The 17279-nt window shown below is 49.4% G+C and carries 18 protein-coding genes; 10 read left to right on the forward strand and 8 right to left on the reverse strand.

From position 1 onward, the window contains the following. Positions 1-5: 5 nt before the first annotated feature. The 3 genes from HZA49_04495 (at position 6) to HZA49_04505 (ending at position 3509) form a co-directional block, all read left to right on the forward strand. On the forward strand, positions 6-2498 hold the full coding sequence (locus HZA49_04495; protein MBI5778693.1) for a hypothetical protein: 2493 nt from the start codon (positions 6-8) through the stop codon (positions 2496-2498). Positions 2499-2676: 178 nt separating this feature from the next. Next, positions 2677-3306, forward strand: a complete 630-nt coding sequence (locus HZA49_04500) for a hypothetical protein (GenBank protein MBI5778694.1) — start codon at positions 2677-2679, stop codon at positions 3304-3306. A 50-nt stretch (positions 3307-3356) separates the two neighbouring features. After that, positions 3357-3509: a hypothetical protein gene (locus HZA49_04505; protein ID MBI5778695.1), complete on the forward strand. Its 153-nt coding sequence runs from the start codon at positions 3357-3359 to the stop codon at positions 3507-3509. 633 nt (positions 3510-4142) lie between these two features. Here the strand turns inward: HZA49_04505 and HZA49_04510 are convergent. The 7 genes from HZA49_04510 to HZA49_04540 all read right to left on the reverse strand — a co-directional run bounded on the left by HZA49_04510 (position 4143) and on the right by HZA49_04540 (position 12948). Then, on the reverse strand, positions 4143-5027 hold the full coding sequence (locus tag HZA49_04510) for a lysophospholipid acyltransferase family protein (protein MBI5778696.1): 885 nt from the start codon (positions 5025-5027) through the stop codon (positions 4143-4145). A gap of 38 nt (positions 5028-5065) precedes the next feature. Beyond that, positions 5066-6448: a HEAT repeat domain-containing protein gene (locus HZA49_04515; GenBank protein MBI5778697.1), complete on the reverse strand. Its 1383-nt coding sequence runs from the start codon at positions 6446-6448 to the stop codon at positions 5066-5068. Between the two features lie 62 nt (positions 6449-6510). Beyond that, entirely contained in the window at positions 6511-7662 is a 1152-nt protein-coding gene (gene rodA / locus HZA49_04520) for a rod shape-determining protein RodA (GenBank protein ID MBI5778698.1), read from the reverse strand. 216 nt (positions 7663-7878) lie between these two features. Next, the gene (locus HZA49_04525) at positions 7879-9714 is read right to left on the reverse strand and encodes a DUF4340 domain-containing protein (GenBank protein MBI5778699.1); all 1836 of its coding nucleotides are present in this window, start codon (positions 9712-9714) and stop codon (positions 7879-7881) included. Positions 9715-9780: 66 nt separating this feature from the next. Further along, entirely contained in the window at positions 9781-11292 is a 1512-nt protein-coding gene (locus tag HZA49_04530; GenBank protein MBI5778700.1) for a GldG family protein, read from the reverse strand. A gap of 13 nt (positions 11293-11305) precedes the next feature. Continuing rightward, entirely contained in the window at positions 11306-12022 is a 717-nt protein-coding gene (locus HZA49_04535; protein MBI5778701.1) for an ABC transporter permease subunit, read from the reverse strand. Positions 12023-12030: 8 nt separating this feature from the next. After that, positions 12031-12948, reverse strand: a complete 918-nt coding sequence (locus tag HZA49_04540; GenBank protein MBI5778702.1) for an ABC transporter ATP-binding protein — start codon at positions 12946-12948, stop codon at positions 12031-12033. 231 nt (positions 12949-13179) lie between these two features. Here HZA49_04540 and rpsQ point away from each other — a divergent pair, with 231 nt between their 5' ends. The 7 genes from rpsQ to HZA49_04575 are packed head-to-tail and all read left to right on the forward strand — an operon-like array spanning position 13180 to position 16024. After that, on the forward strand, positions 13180-13452 hold the full coding sequence (gene rpsQ / locus HZA49_04545) for a 30S ribosomal protein S17 (protein MBI5778703.1): 273 nt from the start codon (positions 13180-13182) through the stop codon (positions 13450-13452). 51 nt (positions 13453-13503) lie between these two features. Next, positions 13504-13869: a 50S ribosomal protein L14 gene (rplN, locus tag HZA49_04550; protein ID MBI5778704.1), complete on the forward strand. Its 366-nt coding sequence runs from the start codon at positions 13504-13506 to the stop codon at positions 13867-13869. A gap of 3 nt (positions 13870-13872) precedes the next feature. Next, positions 13873-14193, forward strand: coding sequence for a 50S ribosomal protein L24 (locus HZA49_04555; protein ID MBI5778705.1), 321 nt, complete (start codon positions 13873-13875; stop codon positions 14191-14193). 2 nt (positions 14194-14195) lie between these two features. After that, complete coding sequence (gene rplE, locus HZA49_04560) at positions 14196-14735, forward strand: 50S ribosomal protein L5 (protein MBI5778706.1); 540 nt, start codon at positions 14196-14198, stop codon at positions 14733-14735. Between the two features lie 14 nt (positions 14736-14749). Next, positions 14750-14935, forward strand: coding sequence for a type Z 30S ribosomal protein S14 (locus tag HZA49_04565; protein ID MBI5778707.1), 186 nt, complete (start codon positions 14750-14752; stop codon positions 14933-14935). 33 nt (positions 14936-14968) lie between these two features. Next, on the forward strand, positions 14969-15367 hold the full coding sequence (gene rpsH, locus HZA49_04570; GenBank protein ID MBI5778708.1) for a 30S ribosomal protein S8: 399 nt from the start codon (positions 14969-14971) through the stop codon (positions 15365-15367). A gap of 12 nt (positions 15368-15379) precedes the next feature. Next, positions 15380-16024 (forward strand): site-2 protease family protein, encoded by a 645-nt coding sequence (locus HZA49_04575; protein ID MBI5778709.1) that lies wholly within the window; start codon positions 15380-15382, stop codon positions 16022-16024. A 6-nt stretch (positions 16025-16030) separates the two neighbouring features. Here HZA49_04575 and hydE read toward each other — a convergent pair whose 3' ends face one another. Continuing rightward, a complete protein-coding gene (gene hydE, locus HZA49_04580) occupies positions 16031-17230 on the reverse strand; it encodes a [FeFe] hydrogenase H-cluster radical SAM maturase HydE (protein MBI5778710.1) in 1200 nt (399 codons plus the stop codon). Positions 17231-17279: the final 49 nt, after the last annotated feature.

Genomic DNA, 17279 nt, shown 5'->3' on the forward strand with positions numbered 1-17279 from the left:
TCTTTATGAACTGGTTATTAGAAAAACTGCTCGGCATAGACAAAACCGTCTCGGCCAACGGTGACTGGCATATTGTCTGGCGTTCGGCGCCGGATGCCTGGCTGCTGTTCCTGATTATCATCCCGGCCGTGCTGCTCTTCACCTACCTTATCTATCGCAAGGAACGGACCACCACCACAACCCGGAGCAAGTTCTTCCTGTCCGCTCTGCGCTCGGCAATTATCCTGATAGTTCTGCTGATGCTCTTCCAGCCCGCGGCGGTGGTGGAAAAACCCATTACCCGGGAATCGACCTTGGCCGTGCTCATAGACGACTCGTTGAGCATGAATCTCAAGGACCGGTATTCGGTTGATGCCGAGGTCCGCCAGCTGATGCGCTTAACCAGCGGCATTTCAGCCACCACCGCAACCTCGCTCAGGGAAATGGGGCGCATTGAAATTGTTAACGCCATCCTGTCCAATCAGAAAATCGGCATCATCGCCAAACTGCAGGACAAGTCCAAACTGAAACTCTACACATTTTCGGCCGGGCTTAAGCCGCTGGCCAACGGCTCAGGTGATTTAAAGGTGAGTGCCACTGGCGACGGAACCGCGCTCGGCAATGCCTTGGGTGATTTGGTCAATGATTTGGGCGGCCACGCCCTGGGCGGCGTAGTTCTGATTTCGGACGGCCAGAATAATCTGGGCCGGGAACCGATTGAGGCCGTCAATTCATTAAAGCAATCCGGCCGGGCATTCCCGATATACACGGTCCTGGCCGGCACGGCCGATAAGCACAAGGATATCGAGCTGTCCGAACTGTCCGCGCCCCAGGTCGGCTTGGTCCTGAATGACGTGGCGTTCAACTTTACCATCAAAGGCATTGGCCTGGCGGAAAACCAGAACATCAAGATTACACTGTCCGAACGCAAGGCCGGTGAAACCCAATCTAATATAGTCGCCGAAGAGACCGTTAAATTAGTATCGCCTGACCGATTCCCTATGAGTATTAAGTATAAACCGTCGAGGGTCGGCGATTATATCTATGAAATCAGGACGCCGCTGCTGGACGGAGAAACCATAGAAGAGAACAACTTTCTGGAGCACTATCTCAAGGTGGTGGACAACACCATCCGGGTGCTGTATGTCGATACCTATCCGCGCTGGGAATACCGCCGTCTCAAAAATGCCCTGATTCGGGACCGGACCGCCAAGGCCTCGATGTTCCTGGTCTCGGCAGACCCTGATTTCCCGCAGGATTCGTCAAACGGCGTCACGCCGCTGGCGGAATTCCCGACCGAGCCCAAAGACCTGTTCAATTACGACGTGATTATCTGGGGCGACGTCAATCCCGAATACCTGGTCAGCGGCCACACCACCGATGACAAACTCCTGGCCAATGTCAGGCGCTTTGTGGAGGAGATGGGCGGGGGCCTGGCCTTTATCTGCGGCGAGCGGTTCAATCCCAATAGTTTCCGCAAGACCGCCTTTGCGGACCTGATGCCATTGATAATGGAAGACAGCGATTATATGACCCAGGGCAGGTTCAGCGGTAATATCACCGAGTCATTCCGGCTTAAACTGACGCCGGAAGGACTGGCTGACCCGATAATTCGCCTGGAAGATAATCCGGCTGATAACAACCGGCTCTGGGAGACCATGCCCGGATTTTACTGGTATCACCCGTTCAAGAAGGCCAAACCGGCCGCCCGGGTTTTGGCTACCCATCCGATGGTGGCGAGTAAATCCGGCTTGAGGCCGATAATGGCCACCCAGTATTACGGCGCGGGCCGGGTATTCTTAAGCGCCACGGACGAGACCTGGCGCTGGTGCTCGGTTATGCCCATCGGGAAACAGGCCAATAACGAAAAATACTTCTACGGATTCTGGAGCAATGTCCTGCGTTTCCTGCGGGGCGGGCGGCTGCTCGGTTCAAGGCGGGTCCAACTCAGCACGGACAGGCCCGGCTATGCCCCGGGCGAGCAGGTCAAAATCACGGCTAAATTATACGACCCGGAATTCAAACCGCTCAAACAGCCGTCGTATACGGTTTCACTTTCTGTTATTCCTGCGAAAGCAGGAATCCAGGAGTCAACATCAGAACAAGCGGTCACCCTCAACGCCATCCCGGACAAAGAAGGGCAGTATGAAGGCGTGTTCACGCCGGCCAGTCCCGGGTTTTATAAGATAGTCCCATCTTCACTTCCTCTCCCCAGGGGGGAGAGGGTAGGTGAGGGGGAAACTGGCGAGGTGGTATTCTCGGTTCATTACGCCCGGCGGGAATATGAAAAACCACTGCCCAATCCGGAACTGCTCCAGAATATTGCCAAGGCCACGGACGGGGCCTTCCTGAAACTTACCGAGATAGGCCAACTGCCGGCTATTGTTAAGCCCATCAGCGATGTTATCTACAGCGAGACCAAGGAAGACGACATCTGGGACAAACCCTTTATCTTTATCTTATTCCTATTGATAATCTCCGTAGAATGGATAATTCGTAAGTTAGTGGGGCTGATTTAGAGCCAGTTAGGAGCAAAGCGACTTTACTGGCTCTTATCCCGTAGTGAAACGGAGGGGCAAACTGTTTATATTCATATTATTCCTGCTCATCATCTCGGCGGAGTGGGTAATAAGGAAGCTGGTGGGGCTGATATAAGCCACAGATTACACAGATTGTACGGATGCGAGTAATAAATTAATGGAAATAGAGATTGTTAATAATTCAAGCCATAGATTTGTCGATGGGATAGCCAATAAAATAAGTAAATGCTTTAATACCCATCCGTTTATAAATAATACTTTTGCACTTCCGGAGCGCATTAAAATCGTGCTGTCAATAGTGTCAATAGAAGATTGTCGTAAAACTGGTATAGATCATAGTAGTTATCTAAAAACGGGAATAGTTGAGATTATATTTAACGAAATAAACTTGTATTTAGAGGAGGACTTGCATTTGCCAGCAGGTAACGTAAAATCATTTAATAACAATCAAGTAAATCCAGATATGGATAAAATAATTTATCACGAATTAGGTCATTTTATAGATGCAAGATTAAATCCCGCATTTGGATATGATGATAATTTACGTCCGAAAGAAGACAGGATTAAATGGATTCATTATGATATTTGGAATGGTTATATCGATGGACGTTTAGGCCTTATTGCGCCATCTTCTTTAGAAGAACGCCAAAAAGATGCTGAAAAGATGAATAGAATAGAACCATGCTATATAACGCGAGCATGGAATGGTGAATTTGCTACTTATGAAAGTATTACTAAAACAGCGCAAGAAATTAATGCAAGTAAGTGGATGGTTCCTGGGATATAATGCTGAATTACCTTAGTGTCTTAGTGCTTCTGTGGTGAATATGATTATATATGAAAGACAAACCTGATAATTTATCTCCGCACTCTGAGAAATTTGATAAGCGCGAAGTCCGGGAAATACCGCTGGATTGCATCATCACCAACCGCTACCAGCCCCGGAGTACCGTGACACCTACCAGGCCATTTACCCCTCTAAATATCTGATTTTTCCAATGCTTTTTTGCGAAAACAGCCTAATTTAGGCTAAAAGTGACAATTTTTGTCACAAAACAGGGGGAGGGGGGATTCCCCATACTACCCCCCTATACCCCCCTACCCTCTACCCCCTCCAGGCTAGACTGCAGATTACAGGTGGCTTGACTGCTATTTACAGGCGGTTAGACTGTAGATTACAGGCGGTTAAACTGCTGTTTACAGGCGGTTAGACTGTAGATTACAGGCGGTTAAACTGTTATTTACAGGCGGTTAGACTGTAGATTACACTCGGCTCGACTGCTATTTACAGGCGGCCGGACTGTAGATTACACTCGGCTAAACTGCTATTTACAGGCGATTAGACTGTAGATTACACTGGACTATCCTGCTATCTACACCGAATTACCCGTATATCCACATCAAACTTTTTAAGTCGAAATCTTACCATCAAAAAAAAATATCAAGATTTTTTTATTTCCTTTAACTCATTTATATGTAGGGCTTGTAAAATCCGGGCCTGAAAGCCACCGCTGGAGATAAGTCGAAAACGCCGTCTTTCATCCCCTTATAAGGTCGGGATTAGTTCGCTCTCGCGGTCACTGCGGTGTTCTTAGTACTCTTCGTGTACTTTGTGGTAGAAACTTATTTTCCTGTTTTCCACCTTCTATGCATCCAAATCCACTGGTCCGGATATTGGCGGATATACCTTTCCAGGACATTGGTATAGGCCTGGGTGTTATAGCGGATGGTTTCTTCCTGGGTATCCTTTTCCACAAATGGTATGGCCGGTTCAACAAAGACCTTATGCGTGCCGTCGGGCTGTCTTATAATGAAGGAGGGCACGACCGGGGCATCATAGCGCTGGGCTAATACCGCCAGTCCGGGCGTGGTCCAGCATGGCCTACCGAAGAAGTCAACCAGTATCCCATCACTCTTGTGGGTGTGCTGGTCCAGGATAAAGCCCATTATCTCGTTGCGTTTCAGGGCGTTGATAATCTCCTTGATTGACCCCTCGCGGTAGAGCTGGACGATATTCTTTTCGGCCCGCGAGGCCAGCCAGAACCGGTTCAGGAATTCTATCCTGAGATGCTTGGTAATCAGGTTGACCTTGTAGCCCTTTAAGGAATAGCCCGAGGCGACCAAATCCCAGTTGCCGATATGCGCGGTCAGGACGAATGCGCCTTTGTTAAGTTTCAGGGCGTTGTCCAGATGCTCTAATCCGGACCATTTGATGTAGGTATCCATATTGTCTTTGGTCAGGGCCGGCAGGCGCAGGAATTCTATGGCGTTCCGGCCCATGTGACGGGCCATGGAGCGGGCAATGAGGGCGGGGGAATATCGTAGAGCGTGGAGCGTAGAGCGTGGAGCGTGGAGCGTTGCGAACGCCTGGCGCAGATTGTCCAGGGTAATCCGGCGCCGGGATGGGAAGAGGTAATGGAACAGCAGGCCCAGCACCTCGCCGCTCTTCAGGGCCAATGACAGGGGCAGCAGCCGGGCGAACAGTGAGAGCAGTTTTAGTAATAGCATAATAAGTATAAACAACAGGATTTAACTGATTTAACCGATTACTTTTGTTTCGCCTTTTCGATCTCCTCATCCGATACGCCGAGTTGTTTTAGGGTTTTTTCTGCGGCCTGGCGGACCCATTGGTCACAATCAATAAGAAGTTCTTTTAAGCAGAAGATTGATTCCTTATCCTTAAGTTCACCAGTTGCATAAACTGCGGCTCGGCGTATCCATTCATCATCATTTTGGAGGAATTTCCTTATTTGAGGGATTGATTCATTGTCATGCAGTTTACCAAGTGCGGATATATATATTGGCGTTACAAGTCTATCTGCTTGGCTATTATTTAGCATCTTGCGTATCTCTGGGATAGATTCCTTGTCGTCTAATTCAGCCAAGGCGCTAATGGCTGAGTATCTTACCCAACTGTTTGTATCTGCAAGCATCTTGCGGATGCTCGGAATGGATTCCTTATCGTCTAATACTCCAAGGGCATGAGCCGCAGACTCACGCACCATGTGATCCGCTGTGTCGTAAAGTAATTTTCGTATTTCAGGGATAGATTCCTTGTCGGCAAATTTACCGAGTATAGAAGCAGTAGACATACGATTTGTAGGAACTTCATCGCTTAGCAGTTTCCGTAAATAGGGGGCGTATTCTTTAGCGTTCAACTCTTCAATAGCCATAAGAACAGCCCACCTGGTATCGGGGTCTTTATCGGCCACAAGTTTTTCTATCTCCGGAATTGCTTCCTGGCCCATCAGTTTTATTGTTGATTCAATGGCAAATTGGCGTATACCGAAATTTTCAGATTTATAGAGTTCTTTTATTTGGGGCAGTGATTCCTTGTCTTTTAGAATAACCAGAGTATCTATTGCCGTATAAATCAAATCCTTTTCCTGAAGCATTTTGCGTATTTCAGGTATGGATTCCTTGTCGTCTAATTTCGCCAGCGCCCAAGCTGCGGTGCAACGCGTTTCTTTTCTAATAAGCGCCTTGCGTATTTCCGGGATAGATTCTTTATTCTTAAGTTCTGAAAGGGACCTAATCGCTTCGCAGCGGACCTTTAGATCTTTATCTTTGAGAAGTCCTCGAATCTGCGGGACAGACGCGCTGTCTTTTAGTTTTGTGACAAAATAAAGGGATTCTAAACGCACTTTTGGGTCTTCGTCATCCAGGAACTTACGTATTTCGGGTAATGATTCGGTATCATTTGCCAGGCGTAAAAGGTCGATAGCTTCAGAGCGCGTCTCCTTATTGTCCAGCCATTTCCGTATTCTTGGAAGAATGTCTTTATTGCCGTCCAGTACGCTAAAATAAAAATATTGCGAAAGATACGGCACCATATCGTTATTTTGCCTTTGCGGAGGATGTGATATAATGAGTATTGAGCTAATCACGGCGCAGGCGATGCCGATGACAACTAAAATAGTTCTGTTCATAAGGTAACCCCTCCGCTTCGCTACGGGATAAGGGGCTCTAATTCACTTCGTTCAAAGAGCCCCTAAAAGTCACGAGACGAGAAGGTCGGTATCTGTTTTGACCTAATATTTACGATAAACCCTAAAGCGATAAAGGTCGAGGTCAGCGACGAACCGCCATAGGATAATAACGGCAGGGTAATGCCGGTTATTGGCGCGAGACCTATGGTCATGCTGACATTGACCAGCACCTGGGTGATTAAATAAGCCGTGATGCCGACGATAATCAGCCGGCCGTAGGGCTCCCGGGTGGTGCCGGCAAAGAACAATGCCGAGGCAAAGAGCATAAAATAGAGGAGCAGGACGATAGTGGCTCCGACAAATCCCCATTTCTCGGCAATGATGGTGAAGATGAAGTCGGTATGCCGGGCCGGGACAAAGACGGACGGCGCCTCGCCCTCATCGCCCCAGCTGGCGCCGACCAGCCCGCCGGTGCCGACCGCAATACGCGACTGGAGCAGGTGATAGCCGTCCGCGGTCGGGGATTTGGATGGGTTCAGGAACACCTGGACCCGTGATTTCTGGTAGTCCTTCATCAGGAAGAAATAGGCGAACGGGACAAACATCATGCCGATTAAAACGGTGATGAGCAGGTATTTTACCCGTGCCCCGGCCACATAGACCATGACGAACAGGATGGGCAGGAAGACAAAGGCCGTGCCCAGGTCGGGCTGGACCAGTATCAGCATCATGGGCGCCAGGGCCAGGACAAAGGGAATGAACATGCCGGTCAGCCGGGCCACATTGGTTTTGTGCATCAGGTATTGGGCCAAGACCAGGACGGTGATGATTTTCATGTATTCCGAGGGCTGGAATGCGAACGGGCCCATGTGGATCCAGCGCTTGGAGCCGTAAACGGCGATGCCCAGGCCCATGATTCCGATTATCATAATCAGCAGGATGATGTAAAATACGTAAGAGTAGGTGCGGAAGTTGTAATAATTCGATTTCAGAATCAGGATGAAGAGCAGCAGGCCGAGCAGGGCAAAGAGCAGTTGCTTAATCGGCTGGTAGGAAAGCAGTTGGGACAGGGTGGTCCGGGACAGGATTGACCCGGTTTCGAACAGTCCGCTGGGCTTGCCTGAGACGCTGCCGATGGCCACAATGCCGATGAGCGTCAGGAGCGCCATCGGGATGATGATGAGATATACCTCGGATGTTAATCGGGTTTTCATAATAATGCTTCACCACAAAGGGCACAAAGACCACAAAGAAGTATGCCTGGGCCTTATTATGCTCTGTGGAAAGAAAATAATATACTGAAAATAGGGGAGTGTGTCAAAAGATAAGTAAAATGATTAGTTGTCGTAAAGAGAAGTGGAAAGAGTTGTTCCTTTGTGTTCTTTTGGCGCCATAAGGGCGCCATGGCGCTTCGGCGCCAGTGGCGATATTTATTTGGGCGGTTCGATTATCTTGCGCACTGCCTCGATCAGGCTGGATGCCACCTTGAAGACAATCACGTCATCGGCGAATCTGGCGTAATAGTGGTCCTCGGCCTTTTTGCCGATATGGACGGTCTTGCCTGAGAATTCCTTATCCTTGTCGGACCAGACCAGGGTGACGCTGGCCTCGGGCTTGTCCAAGCCATAGGCAGTCAGGTCGGGTGAGAAATTCAGGTCAGCCACAAATTCCGATGCGCTCATGTGGCAGAATTCCAGCATCAGGGTATTGAGCTCCGATGCCTGTTCCATTGTCTTCTGCTCCGGGGCAATCATGGTCCAATTCTGCGGTTGGGTCTGTTCGTAGGTCGAGGCGTGCTTGCCAATGCTGATGGAGATCTTCTTGACCTTGTCTGAATTGACATCCATGAGCGATTTTCGGCGGAACAGGGTTGAGCCCTGTTTCAGGTATTCATAAATGGAATTGCTCAGCGCCACGACCCGCGGGCTGTCCGGTTTCTTGAGATACGTATAGGGCAGTCCCTGGGCCACGCCGAGTAAGGTCCGGTTTTCCCCGGTCATTGAGGCGAATCCCAGGATAATCTCAATGCCGGCGAACGGCTCGGCCAGGGCAAAGGCCGACAAGTCGGTTGCCGTGTCAGCCGTGAATTGCTCTATCTGGTAATTGTTCAGCTTGTCTATGAAACTGTCCACATCAGCCGGCGCCTGGCCGGTGGTCGTTATGGCCGGATACACGAACTGCCATTTCTTGTCGCCGGTATTCTTGTCCATGTTGACTACGGTGGTTTGGCTGGATTTTATTTCTATCCGGTTGATATCCGAGGCAGTCAGGTTGAATACCTTCTTATTGCGCAGCGTCTCCAGCGGCAGGTTGATGGCGTCATAGGCGCTTTTTTCGATGGTGAAAATCGTCTGGGTGCCTAACTTGGCGGCGACGAACCGGTCCTTTTCCCGCTCCCGGCCGACCAGCAGGGTTTCTGATTTATTGGGGTCTTTGGGGTCAGGCACGACTAATCTCAGTGCCGGCTTGTCCAACCCGTAGGCCGTTAAATCGGTTTCGTTATCAGCCACAAAGGCGGCGATTGAGAGTGTGCCCAGCTGGGTCAGGATGTCGCGGACCTTGTTCTGGTCGGCCTGGTCCGCCACCGGCTGGGTTATCTGCCATTCGTTTCCGGATTTCTGTAATTCCACGGTTGCTTCCGGGCGGATAAACCTGAGGCTGGCCATATCATAGGTGCTGGCATCAAATATCCGCTTGTGCCGGAAATCCGCCACCGGTTTGTTAATCAGTTCGGCGAATGAGTGGGGGACCACGTAGATGCTTTTATCGCCTTCGATTGAGGCATAGACGCCGACATTCAGGGGCGTGGCGACGCCTAATTTGACCAGGTAATTCTTGGCCTTGGTTGTGAAGGAAATGGTGATTATCGGATAATCCAGGCCGTAGGGTTCCAATTTGGCGGTTTCTTTGAGCGTGTCCTTCTTTTCCAGTCCGGCTAATTGCCCGGCAATATTATCCAGCACCGACCGGTCCGCCCGGGTGTTTACCGGCTGGGTCATGAGCCATTCCTTATCAGTCGTTTTGGTGCAGATAATGGCTATCCGGGTCGGGGTAGTCGGGGTCAGGGCGTTCATTAGGGTTAACTGCGCGGCATTGGGCGCATTGATTTCTATATTTGAGATGTCATCCGCTTTCAGGAACCCGAATATCTTTTTGCTGGCGGCTTCCCGTTCGTCCGTAGTGGATATTGTTTTATCAATAAAGAATATGTATCCGGCGATTAAAATGGCGATGATAAGAAGAATGTAAGTGGTTTTGGTTTTCATGGTTACACAGATTACACTGATTTCCGCAGATTACACAGAGAATATTAATCTGTGAAATCTGTGGCTTTATTTCCTTCTGATAAGCCACATGGCGATGCCGAAGGCCGCGCCGATAGCCGGGACCATTAATAAACTAAACCAGAACAGGAAGGCCAGCCGGCCCGGGGTTAGTTTAACGCTCCGGTCTTCAACCTTTTTGGGCTCAATAGTGATAAATACCTCTTGTCCGGTCAGCCATTTGACGGAGTTAAGAGCCAGGTCCACCCGGCCAAAGCCCATTATGGGATTGCTGCCGTCAATCAGTTTGTTTTGGATCATACCAGAATTGCCGATGACTACCAGCCGGGTTTCCTTGTCGGTCTCTTTTTTGGTCACGGCCACGCCCAGGCTGATGGGGCCTCTGCGGTCTGAATCCTTATTAAACGCTGGTTGCTTGCCTTTAGCCAGGTCTTCTATATTGGTCTCCAGCCAGGAGTTGCCGGATGATTTCAGCAGGTCTGTGGCGATAGTCGGCGAGATGGATTCCACGGCCCGGGCGCCGGGCAGGATGGATGCCTCGCCTCTCATCTTGTTGGTAATCGGATGATTGCCGTAGGTCTCGGCCGCAATGCAGGAAATATCCTTCATACCCAGAATCACGGCGCACTTTTCAGCGTCAAGCACAATGCCGTCCGATATCCTGACGTTCCACTCAGCCAGTAATTCAGTCAGGCCGGTATCAGCCAGTGGGTCAACGGTGATTAAGGCCCGGCCGCCGTTTTTGAGGTAGTTGCTTATCAGGTTACGCTCCGGCGCGGAAACCGGGGCCTTCGGACCCAGGATAATCAAGGCGCTGCAATTCCGTGGTATCTCGGTTGTTTCCAGGAGATTGAGTTTCTTGGTTTCGATATTTTCCTCCTGGAGATAACGTTGGACAAAGGTGCTAAAGCCCTCGGGCGACTGGTTAGCGATATCGCCTTCGTTATGGCCCATGGTGAAATAAACGGTTATTTTCTGAGTCTTGACCATGGTCATGATGGCCGAGGTGAGTCTTTCCTCGCCTTTGAATGACTTGATTCCGCCGGGCTGGCCGTATTGGCCGTATTCCGTTTCATAGGTCTCCGTCAGATTGACGGTTTTCTTGGTGTCGCCTGAAAGCAGAAGAATATCGTTATAGGATAGAGTTTCTAATTTGTATTCCTTTTGGATGGCGTCAACCCGGCTGGGATTTACAATGACGTTGACGATTTCCAGCGTTATCATGCCTTTGGAATAGATTTTGTATTCCTCCAGCAGGTCGGCGATTATGCGTTGCGCATCATACATGGCCCGGTCCCGGGGCTGGCCAAAAAAGGTGTATATAGTCAGCGGCGCTTTGAGCTGTCCGATGAGTTCTTTGCTCTTGTCCGAAAGCGAATATTCATTGCTGAAGGTACAGTCATGCCGGTAGAACTGCCGGCTGGAGACATAATTAACGCCGGCCAGGATGGCCAGGGCCACCAGGATCATGACCAGGACATTGAGCCAGGTCAGGGCCTTCTGTTTTTTGCCCCATCCTTCGGTTGGGCTGTTTGTCATTTTGGTTTCGTCATTACTCATAATAATTTGGGGTCTATCTCCATCTCCTTGATTCTAATGTCCGGACGGTCAGGAACAGGAAGAACACCACTATGCTCAGGCAGTAGACCACGTCGCGGCTGTCAATCATTCCCTTGCCGAATGATTCAAAGTGTTTGATAAATCCAATAAATTCAAATACATCTTTTATGGATTGCTGACTGAAAAAACTACCGGCATAGCCGATAACCCAGCCGATAATCAGTATCACGAAAGTAATAATCACAGCCACAATCTGGTTGGACGTCAGGGATGACACCCAGAGTCCAATACTCAGGAAAACGCCGGTCATGCAGACCAGTCCGATATAACTGGAGATAATCGGGCCGTAATCCGGATTGCCCCAGATAGCCAGTAATATGACATAAGCCACGGTCGGCGCTATTAGGGCCAGGAAGAATACCAGTGCTGAGAGGTACTTGGACACCACCACCTCAGTCTCGGTCACCGGCGCGGTCATCAGGGTTTCCAGTGTGCCGCTTCTTTTCTCCTCGGCCAGCAATCTCATGGTAATCATGGTGGAGAGGATCATGCTGATGAATCCCAGAAAGCCCAGAATGTCCCGCATGATGGCGGTATCAGCCGTGGACCTGAGCGCCGTATAGAAGAAATAACCGGAGAATACCAGGAAGGCGGTCATAATCACATAGGCCAGAGGCGAGAGGAAGTAGGCCGCCAATTCCCGCCTGGACAATGTTATTATATTCTTCATTATATATATTATTCTTTTGCGGTTATCTGGATAAACTTATCTTCCAGGGTGGTCCGCTCGGTTTTGAATTCGCGCAGTATCCACTTATTTTCCGCAATCTTATTATAGACGTTTTCCCTGATGTCCTGGTCGCCGGCTAATGCGATATCCACCGAGCACCAGGTATCCTTCTCGCTGCAGGCGACATCCCGGACCCCGGCTAATTGTGTTAAGGCGTTCTTTATGTCATTCGGATTTCCGCGTACCTCTAATTTAATTTTCTGTTCCTTGACCAGGTTGGCCAGACTGTCCATGGCCGCAATCCGGCCGTGGTGGATGATAATCACCCGGTTGCATATCATTTCTACTTCGGGCAGGATATGGGTGGAGATGACCACGGTATGTTCCTTACCCAGGTCCTTCATCAGTTCCCGGGTCTGCTTAATCTGGTGCGGGTCCAGTCCGATGGTCGGCTCGTCCAGAATCAGGATGGGCGGATTATGGATGATGGCGTCGGCCAGCCCGACCCGTTGTTTCTGCCCTTTGGAAAGATAGCCGATGACCTTATGCTCAAACTCCTTGACCCGGCATTTTTCCATGACCTCGGTTAATCTGGCGGTCCGGGTGGCGGCCGGCACGCCTTTTAACTTGGCTCTGAAATTAAGGTATTCCCTGACCCGCATCTCCGGATAGAAGGGTACGCTTTCGGGCAGGTAGCCGATTTGCCTGCGCGCCTCGAGTGAATTGCGGACCACGTCAAAACCTCCGATGGAGGCCTTGCCGTCGGTCGGAGCCAGATACGAAGTGAGAATCCGCATGGTCGTGGTCTTGCCGGCGCCGTTCGGGCCCAGAAATCCCACGATTTCGCCTTTGGCGACCGAGAAGGAGATTTGATCAACGGCGGTGAACCCGCCGAACTTCTTGGTCAGACCTTCTACTGTTATCATATATTTTATTGAAGCAGATAATTTAAAGTACCGGGCAATATAACAAATCGGTTTTTTAAGTCAAGAAATTGCGGGAGTTTTTTAGGTTATGGAAAATGAAAATACTGACCGAAAACTGAATATACGGAAATTTATGAATTTTATATAAATTATTTGACAAATCGCTCAGTTATTATAAATTGATAAATCCTTTGCTTTTTGAAGGAGATGACTAAACAAATGAAAGAGAAAATGGAAGAGAAGACAAGAAGTACACTAAACGGCATCGTAATCAAAAATAACTCGGCCAAGACCATTACGGTGTCTTTTAAGAGACTGGTTAAATATCCCAAGTATGGTAAGTATCTCCACCGGGCCTCGACTTATAAGGTGCACGACGAGAAGAACCAGGCCCAGGTGGGCGACGAGGTGGAGATTATGGAATCACGGCCGTTCAGCAAAACCAAGCGCTGGTGCCTGGTAAAAGTTACCAAGAAGGCCCCGGTTAAGGAAGCTGCGGTATAGCGGTTCGGTTTAGCTCACCGTTCTGAGTTTACCGAAGGGCAGGATTTGCTTATGATAATGATGAAAACCCGGCTGCAAGTGGCGGATAATACCGGAGCTAAGATAGTCAGTTGCATTCAGGTCTTGGGCAGCAGCCACCGGCGTTATGGTTACGTTGGCGATATCATTATCTGTAACGTCAAGAAGGTCCTGACTACCGGCGATATCAAAAAGGGTGATATCGTGCGCGGGGTAATCGTCCGGACCAGGCAGCCGATGCACCGGCCGGACGGCACCTATGTCCGTTTTGACCGCAATGCTCTGGTTATCATAGATGACGCCAATAACCCCAAGGGCACCCGGGTGTTCGGTGTGGTGCCGCGCGAATTGAGGCAGAATTTTATGAAGATAATTTCTTTAGCCACGGAGGTGGTCTAAAATATGTTCGTTAAGAAGAATGATTTGGTCAAGGTGATTTCCGGTGAAAGCCGCGGCAAGACCGGCAAGATTATCAGGGTGTTCGCGAAGACCGAGCGGGTGGTGGTCCAGGGCGTGAACCTGCGCTGGAAACACATGAAACGCAGCCAGCAATATCCGCACGGCGCCAGAATCCAGAAGGAATTATCCATTCATGTCTCCAAGGTAAAGGTTGTCTGTCCCCAGTGCAATAAACCCACCAAGGTTGGCTATAAAATCACCGATTCGGGTGTCAAAAACCGTATCTGCAGAAAATGCACTCAGCCGATAGGGGAAACCGCTTAATTATGAATCGTTTATTTGAGAAGTATAAAAACGAAGTGGTGCCGATGCTGATAAATGAGGTGCCGCATAAGAATAAAATGGCCGTGCCGCGCCTGGAGAAGATAGTGGTTAATATGGGCGTGGGCAAGGTTATAGAGGAGAAGGACCGGCTGGAAGCGGTGGCCAAGGACTTGGCTATTATTACCGGACAGAAACCGGTGTTGACCAAGGCCCGGGTGAGCGTTTCCGGATTCAAGCTCCGTAAGGGCGAACTCATCGGCTGCAAGGTGACCCTGCGCCGGGATATGATGTATACCTTCCTGGATAAGCTGACCAGCATCGTCATCCCCAGGCAGCGTGATTTCCGGGGCTATTCCAAAAAGGCGTTCGATAAGAGCGGCAATTATAATATGGGCGTAAGCGAGCAATCGCTGTTTCCGGAGATTGCCATTGATAACGTTAAATTCGTCCAGGGCATGGATATTACCATGGTAATAAAGAGTCCGTCCGTGGAATTGTCGTATAAGATGCTTAAGGCGATGGGATTCCCGTTTAAGGATTAAGAAAGGATGCTACTTTGGCTCGTAAGTGTTTGATAAATAAACAGAAGGCGGAACCTAAATTCAAGGTCCGGAAATATAACCGTTGCCAGCTCTGCGGCAGGCGGCACGCCTATTACCGCAAGTTTCGGATGTGCCGGATTTGCTTCAGGAACCTGGCCTGGGAAGGTAAATTACCGGGCGTGAAAAAGGCGAGCTGGTAGAGCCGGTCTGCCGGAATATGTAGGAGAATATTAATGATTGTTACTGACCCGATTGCTGATATGCTGACCCGCATCCGTAATGCGAATAGAAACCGGATGCCATCCGTGGAAGTGCCGACTTCCAAAGAGAAGAAAGCCATTGCGGAAGTCCTTAAGGAAAACGGTTATATCAAGGATTATAAGTTCATTGAAGATAAGACCCAGGGCACGCTTAAGATTTACCTGAAATACACGGTGGACGACGAGGCGGTGATTAACAACCTCAAGCGCATCAGCAAGCCGGGCCGGCGCGTCTATAGGAAGGTTGATAAGATGGAACGGGTGCTGGACGGCTTGGGCATCGCCATTGTCTCAACGCCTAAGGGTATCCTGACTGACCACGAATGCCGCAAGCTCAAGGTGGGCGGCGAGGTGCTCTGCCATATCTGGTAAAACTTATTACCGATGTCTGCTGAAACACTATTGTATTTCATTCCATTTTGGACGATACTTGCCTTTTCGGTAATTATTCATGAATGTGCCCATGCCATCGCGGCTTATAAATTGGGCGATCCGACTGCTTATTTGGCCGGTCGCATAACGCTGAATCCTATCAAGCATATTGATATCATCTGGACAATAGTGATTCCATTGGTCACATATTTTGGGGGTGGTTTTATCTTCGGCGGCGCCAAACCTGTTCCTATTAACCCTTATAATTTCAGAGATGCCAATAAGGGAATGATGATTAGTAGTTTGGCGGGGCCGCTCTCTAACTTTTCTTTAGCAGTTATTGGTTTTTTTGGGTTTTTCTTGTCAGTAAAAATATTGCCGTTGACAGGTTTCTTTAGGGAGTTGAATTGGAATATTTTTATGATGATAGTAATTATAAATGTTCTTTTGGGAATATTTAATTTGATACCGATACCGCCATTAGATGGTTCCAGAGTTCTGAGATATTTCCTGCCTTGGCATATGAAAGAAGGTTTTGATCGGATTGAGCAGTTCGGATTTATTATTGTGATAATTTTTGTAATGAGTGGCGGAACGGCATTTATCGGAAAGATATTATATTGGGTAACGACATTATTGAATTATGTCGCGAGTTAGCTTGTTTTACACTCCGATATCCGTGGGTGCGCGGCCCAGTTCATACAGTAGTTTCAACACGGAATCTATCCTGGTTGTGACTTCATCATCTGTGCCGGCCCGGTCCGGATAGATTTCATACATCCTGCGGTATTTGATGGGCGTGATATTTATCATCAGCGAATTGGCGCCGGCCATCAGGCCTTCCCGGGCGCCTTTTTCCTTGTCCAGCGTTTCCAGGGCTGTGGTGACCAGAATCTTGGCGTCCGGGAACATCAATCTGGCCCGGGCAATGGCATTGAGCATCATGGACAGCTTGGGCTTGGGGTTTTTGCCCATTGGGGTCTGCGGGTGCGGAATAAAAGGCCCGAATGAGAACATTCCGGTTTCGCCGATAGACGGATTGGCGCCCAGAGAACCGGTTAGTTTGATATTCTCCAGTATGTCCTTGCTCTTCTGGCCGGGCAGGCCGACCAGGAATCCGGTGATGATTAGATAGCCTATTTCCTTGAGTTTCTTTATCAGGTCAACCCGGGCGTCCAGTTGCGCGCCGGGCTTGAGTTCGGAATAGACTTTTTTATTGCAGGTTTCAAAGCGCATCAGCACGCCGCGTGCGCCCAGGTCATAGAGCCGTTTGTACAGGTCAACGCTTCGTTCACCGATGCTCAGGAATATCAGGGTCGGGAATTTCTCCCTGATTTCCTTTACAATGGTATAGAGTTTATCGTCGTCATACCAGTAATCCTCGCCGGACTGCAGGACCAGCGCCTTGAAACCCAGTTTATTGACCGCGTAATCGACGCTGGCCAGGATTTCTTCGATAGTCATCCGGTACCGTTTAACAGCCTGGTTGCTCTTGCGGATGCCGCAATAGAGGCAGTCTTTCGTGCAGTAGTTGGAGAATTCCAGTATCCCGTGGACGCAGCAGGAATTGCCCTGGTATTTCTGCCGGGTGGCATTGGCCCGCTCGTAAATGGTCTTGGGGTTATTGGCCAGTTTCTTGTCGGTTTCCTGGAGCTTAAAGAAGAGTTCCTGCCAGTCCTTGAGGATATCCAGCGCCTCCGGCTCCGGGACCTGGGTGATAATGAATCCGCCCTGGGCATAGACATAGTCGCCTAAGTTTACATCGACCAGGTCGGTATAGGCCTGTTTCTGCTCGCCGTAATAATCCACCGTGGCGGTCTTGCCTTTCAGCTCAATTATCTTCCCGGGTATTGCATAACACATAGAAAAGCCATTTAATACTTTCCGGCTGATATAATCAAGAAAAATACCT

The sequence above is a fragment of the Planctomycetota bacterium genome (genome assembly GCA_016235865.1).
Taxonomy (GTDB): Bacteria; Planctomycetota; MHYJ01; order JACQXL01; family JACQXL01; genus JACRIK01.

What these genes read in the sequence shown, in the direction of transcription:
- rplN (MBI5778704.1), top strand. Translation starts at nt 13,504, where the DNA reads ATGATAATGATGAAAACCCGGCTGCAAGTGGCGGATAATACCGGAGCT.
- HZA49_04505 (MBI5778695.1), top strand. Translation starts at nt 3,357, where the DNA reads ATGAAAGACAAACCTGATAATTTATCTCCGCACTCTGAGAAATTTGAT.
- HZA49_04575 (MBI5778709.1), top strand. Translation starts at nt 15,380, where the DNA reads ATGTCTGCTGAAACACTATTGTATTTCATTCCATTTTGGACGATACTT.
- rodA (MBI5778698.1), bottom strand. Translation starts at nt 7,662, where the DNA reads ATGAAAACCCGATTAACATCCGAGGTATATCTCATCATCATCCCGATG.
- HZA49_04535 (MBI5778701.1), bottom strand. Translation starts at nt 12,022, where the DNA reads ATGAAGAATATAATAACATTGTCCAGGCGGGAATTGGCGGCCTACTTC.
- rplE (MBI5778706.1), top strand. Translation starts at nt 14,196, where the DNA reads ATGAATCGTTTATTTGAGAAGTATAAAAACGAAGTGGTGCCGATGCTG.
- HZA49_04540 (MBI5778702.1), bottom strand. Translation starts at nt 12,948, where the DNA reads ATGATAACAGTAGAAGGTCTGACCAAGAAGTTCGGCGGGTTCACCGCC.
- HZA49_04555 (MBI5778705.1), top strand. Translation starts at nt 13,873, where the DNA reads ATGTTCGTTAAGAAGAATGATTTGGTCAAGGTGATTTCCGGTGAAAGC.
- hydE (MBI5778710.1), bottom strand. Translation starts at nt 17,230, where the DNA reads ATGTGTTATGCAATACCCGGGAAGATAATTGAGCTGAAAGGCAAGACC.
- rpsH (MBI5778708.1), top strand. Translation starts at nt 14,969, where the DNA reads ATGATTGTTACTGACCCGATTGCTGATATGCTGACCCGCATCCGTAAT.
- rpsQ (MBI5778703.1), top strand. Translation starts at nt 13,180, where the DNA reads ATGGAAGAGAAGACAAGAAGTACACTAAACGGCATCGTAATCAAAAAT.
- HZA49_04525 (MBI5778699.1), bottom strand. Translation starts at nt 9,714, where the DNA reads ATGAAAACCAAAACCACTTACATTCTTCTTATCATCGCCATTTTAATC.
- HZA49_04510 (MBI5778696.1), bottom strand. Translation starts at nt 5,027, where the DNA reads ATGCTATTACTAAAACTGCTCTCACTGTTCGCCCGGCTGCTGCCCCTG.
- HZA49_04530 (MBI5778700.1), bottom strand. Translation starts at nt 11,292, where the DNA reads ATGAGTAATGACGAAACCAAAATGACAAACAGCCCAACCGAAGGATGG.
- HZA49_04515 (MBI5778697.1), bottom strand. Translation starts at nt 6,448, where the DNA reads ATGAACAGAACTATTTTAGTTGTCATCGGCATCGCCTGCGCCGTGATT.
- HZA49_04495 (MBI5778693.1), top strand. Translation starts at nt 6, where the DNA reads ATGAACTGGTTATTAGAAAAACTGCTCGGCATAGACAAAACCGTCTCG.
- HZA49_04500 (MBI5778694.1), top strand. Translation starts at nt 2,677, where the DNA reads ATGGAAATAGAGATTGTTAATAATTCAAGCCATAGATTTGTCGATGGG.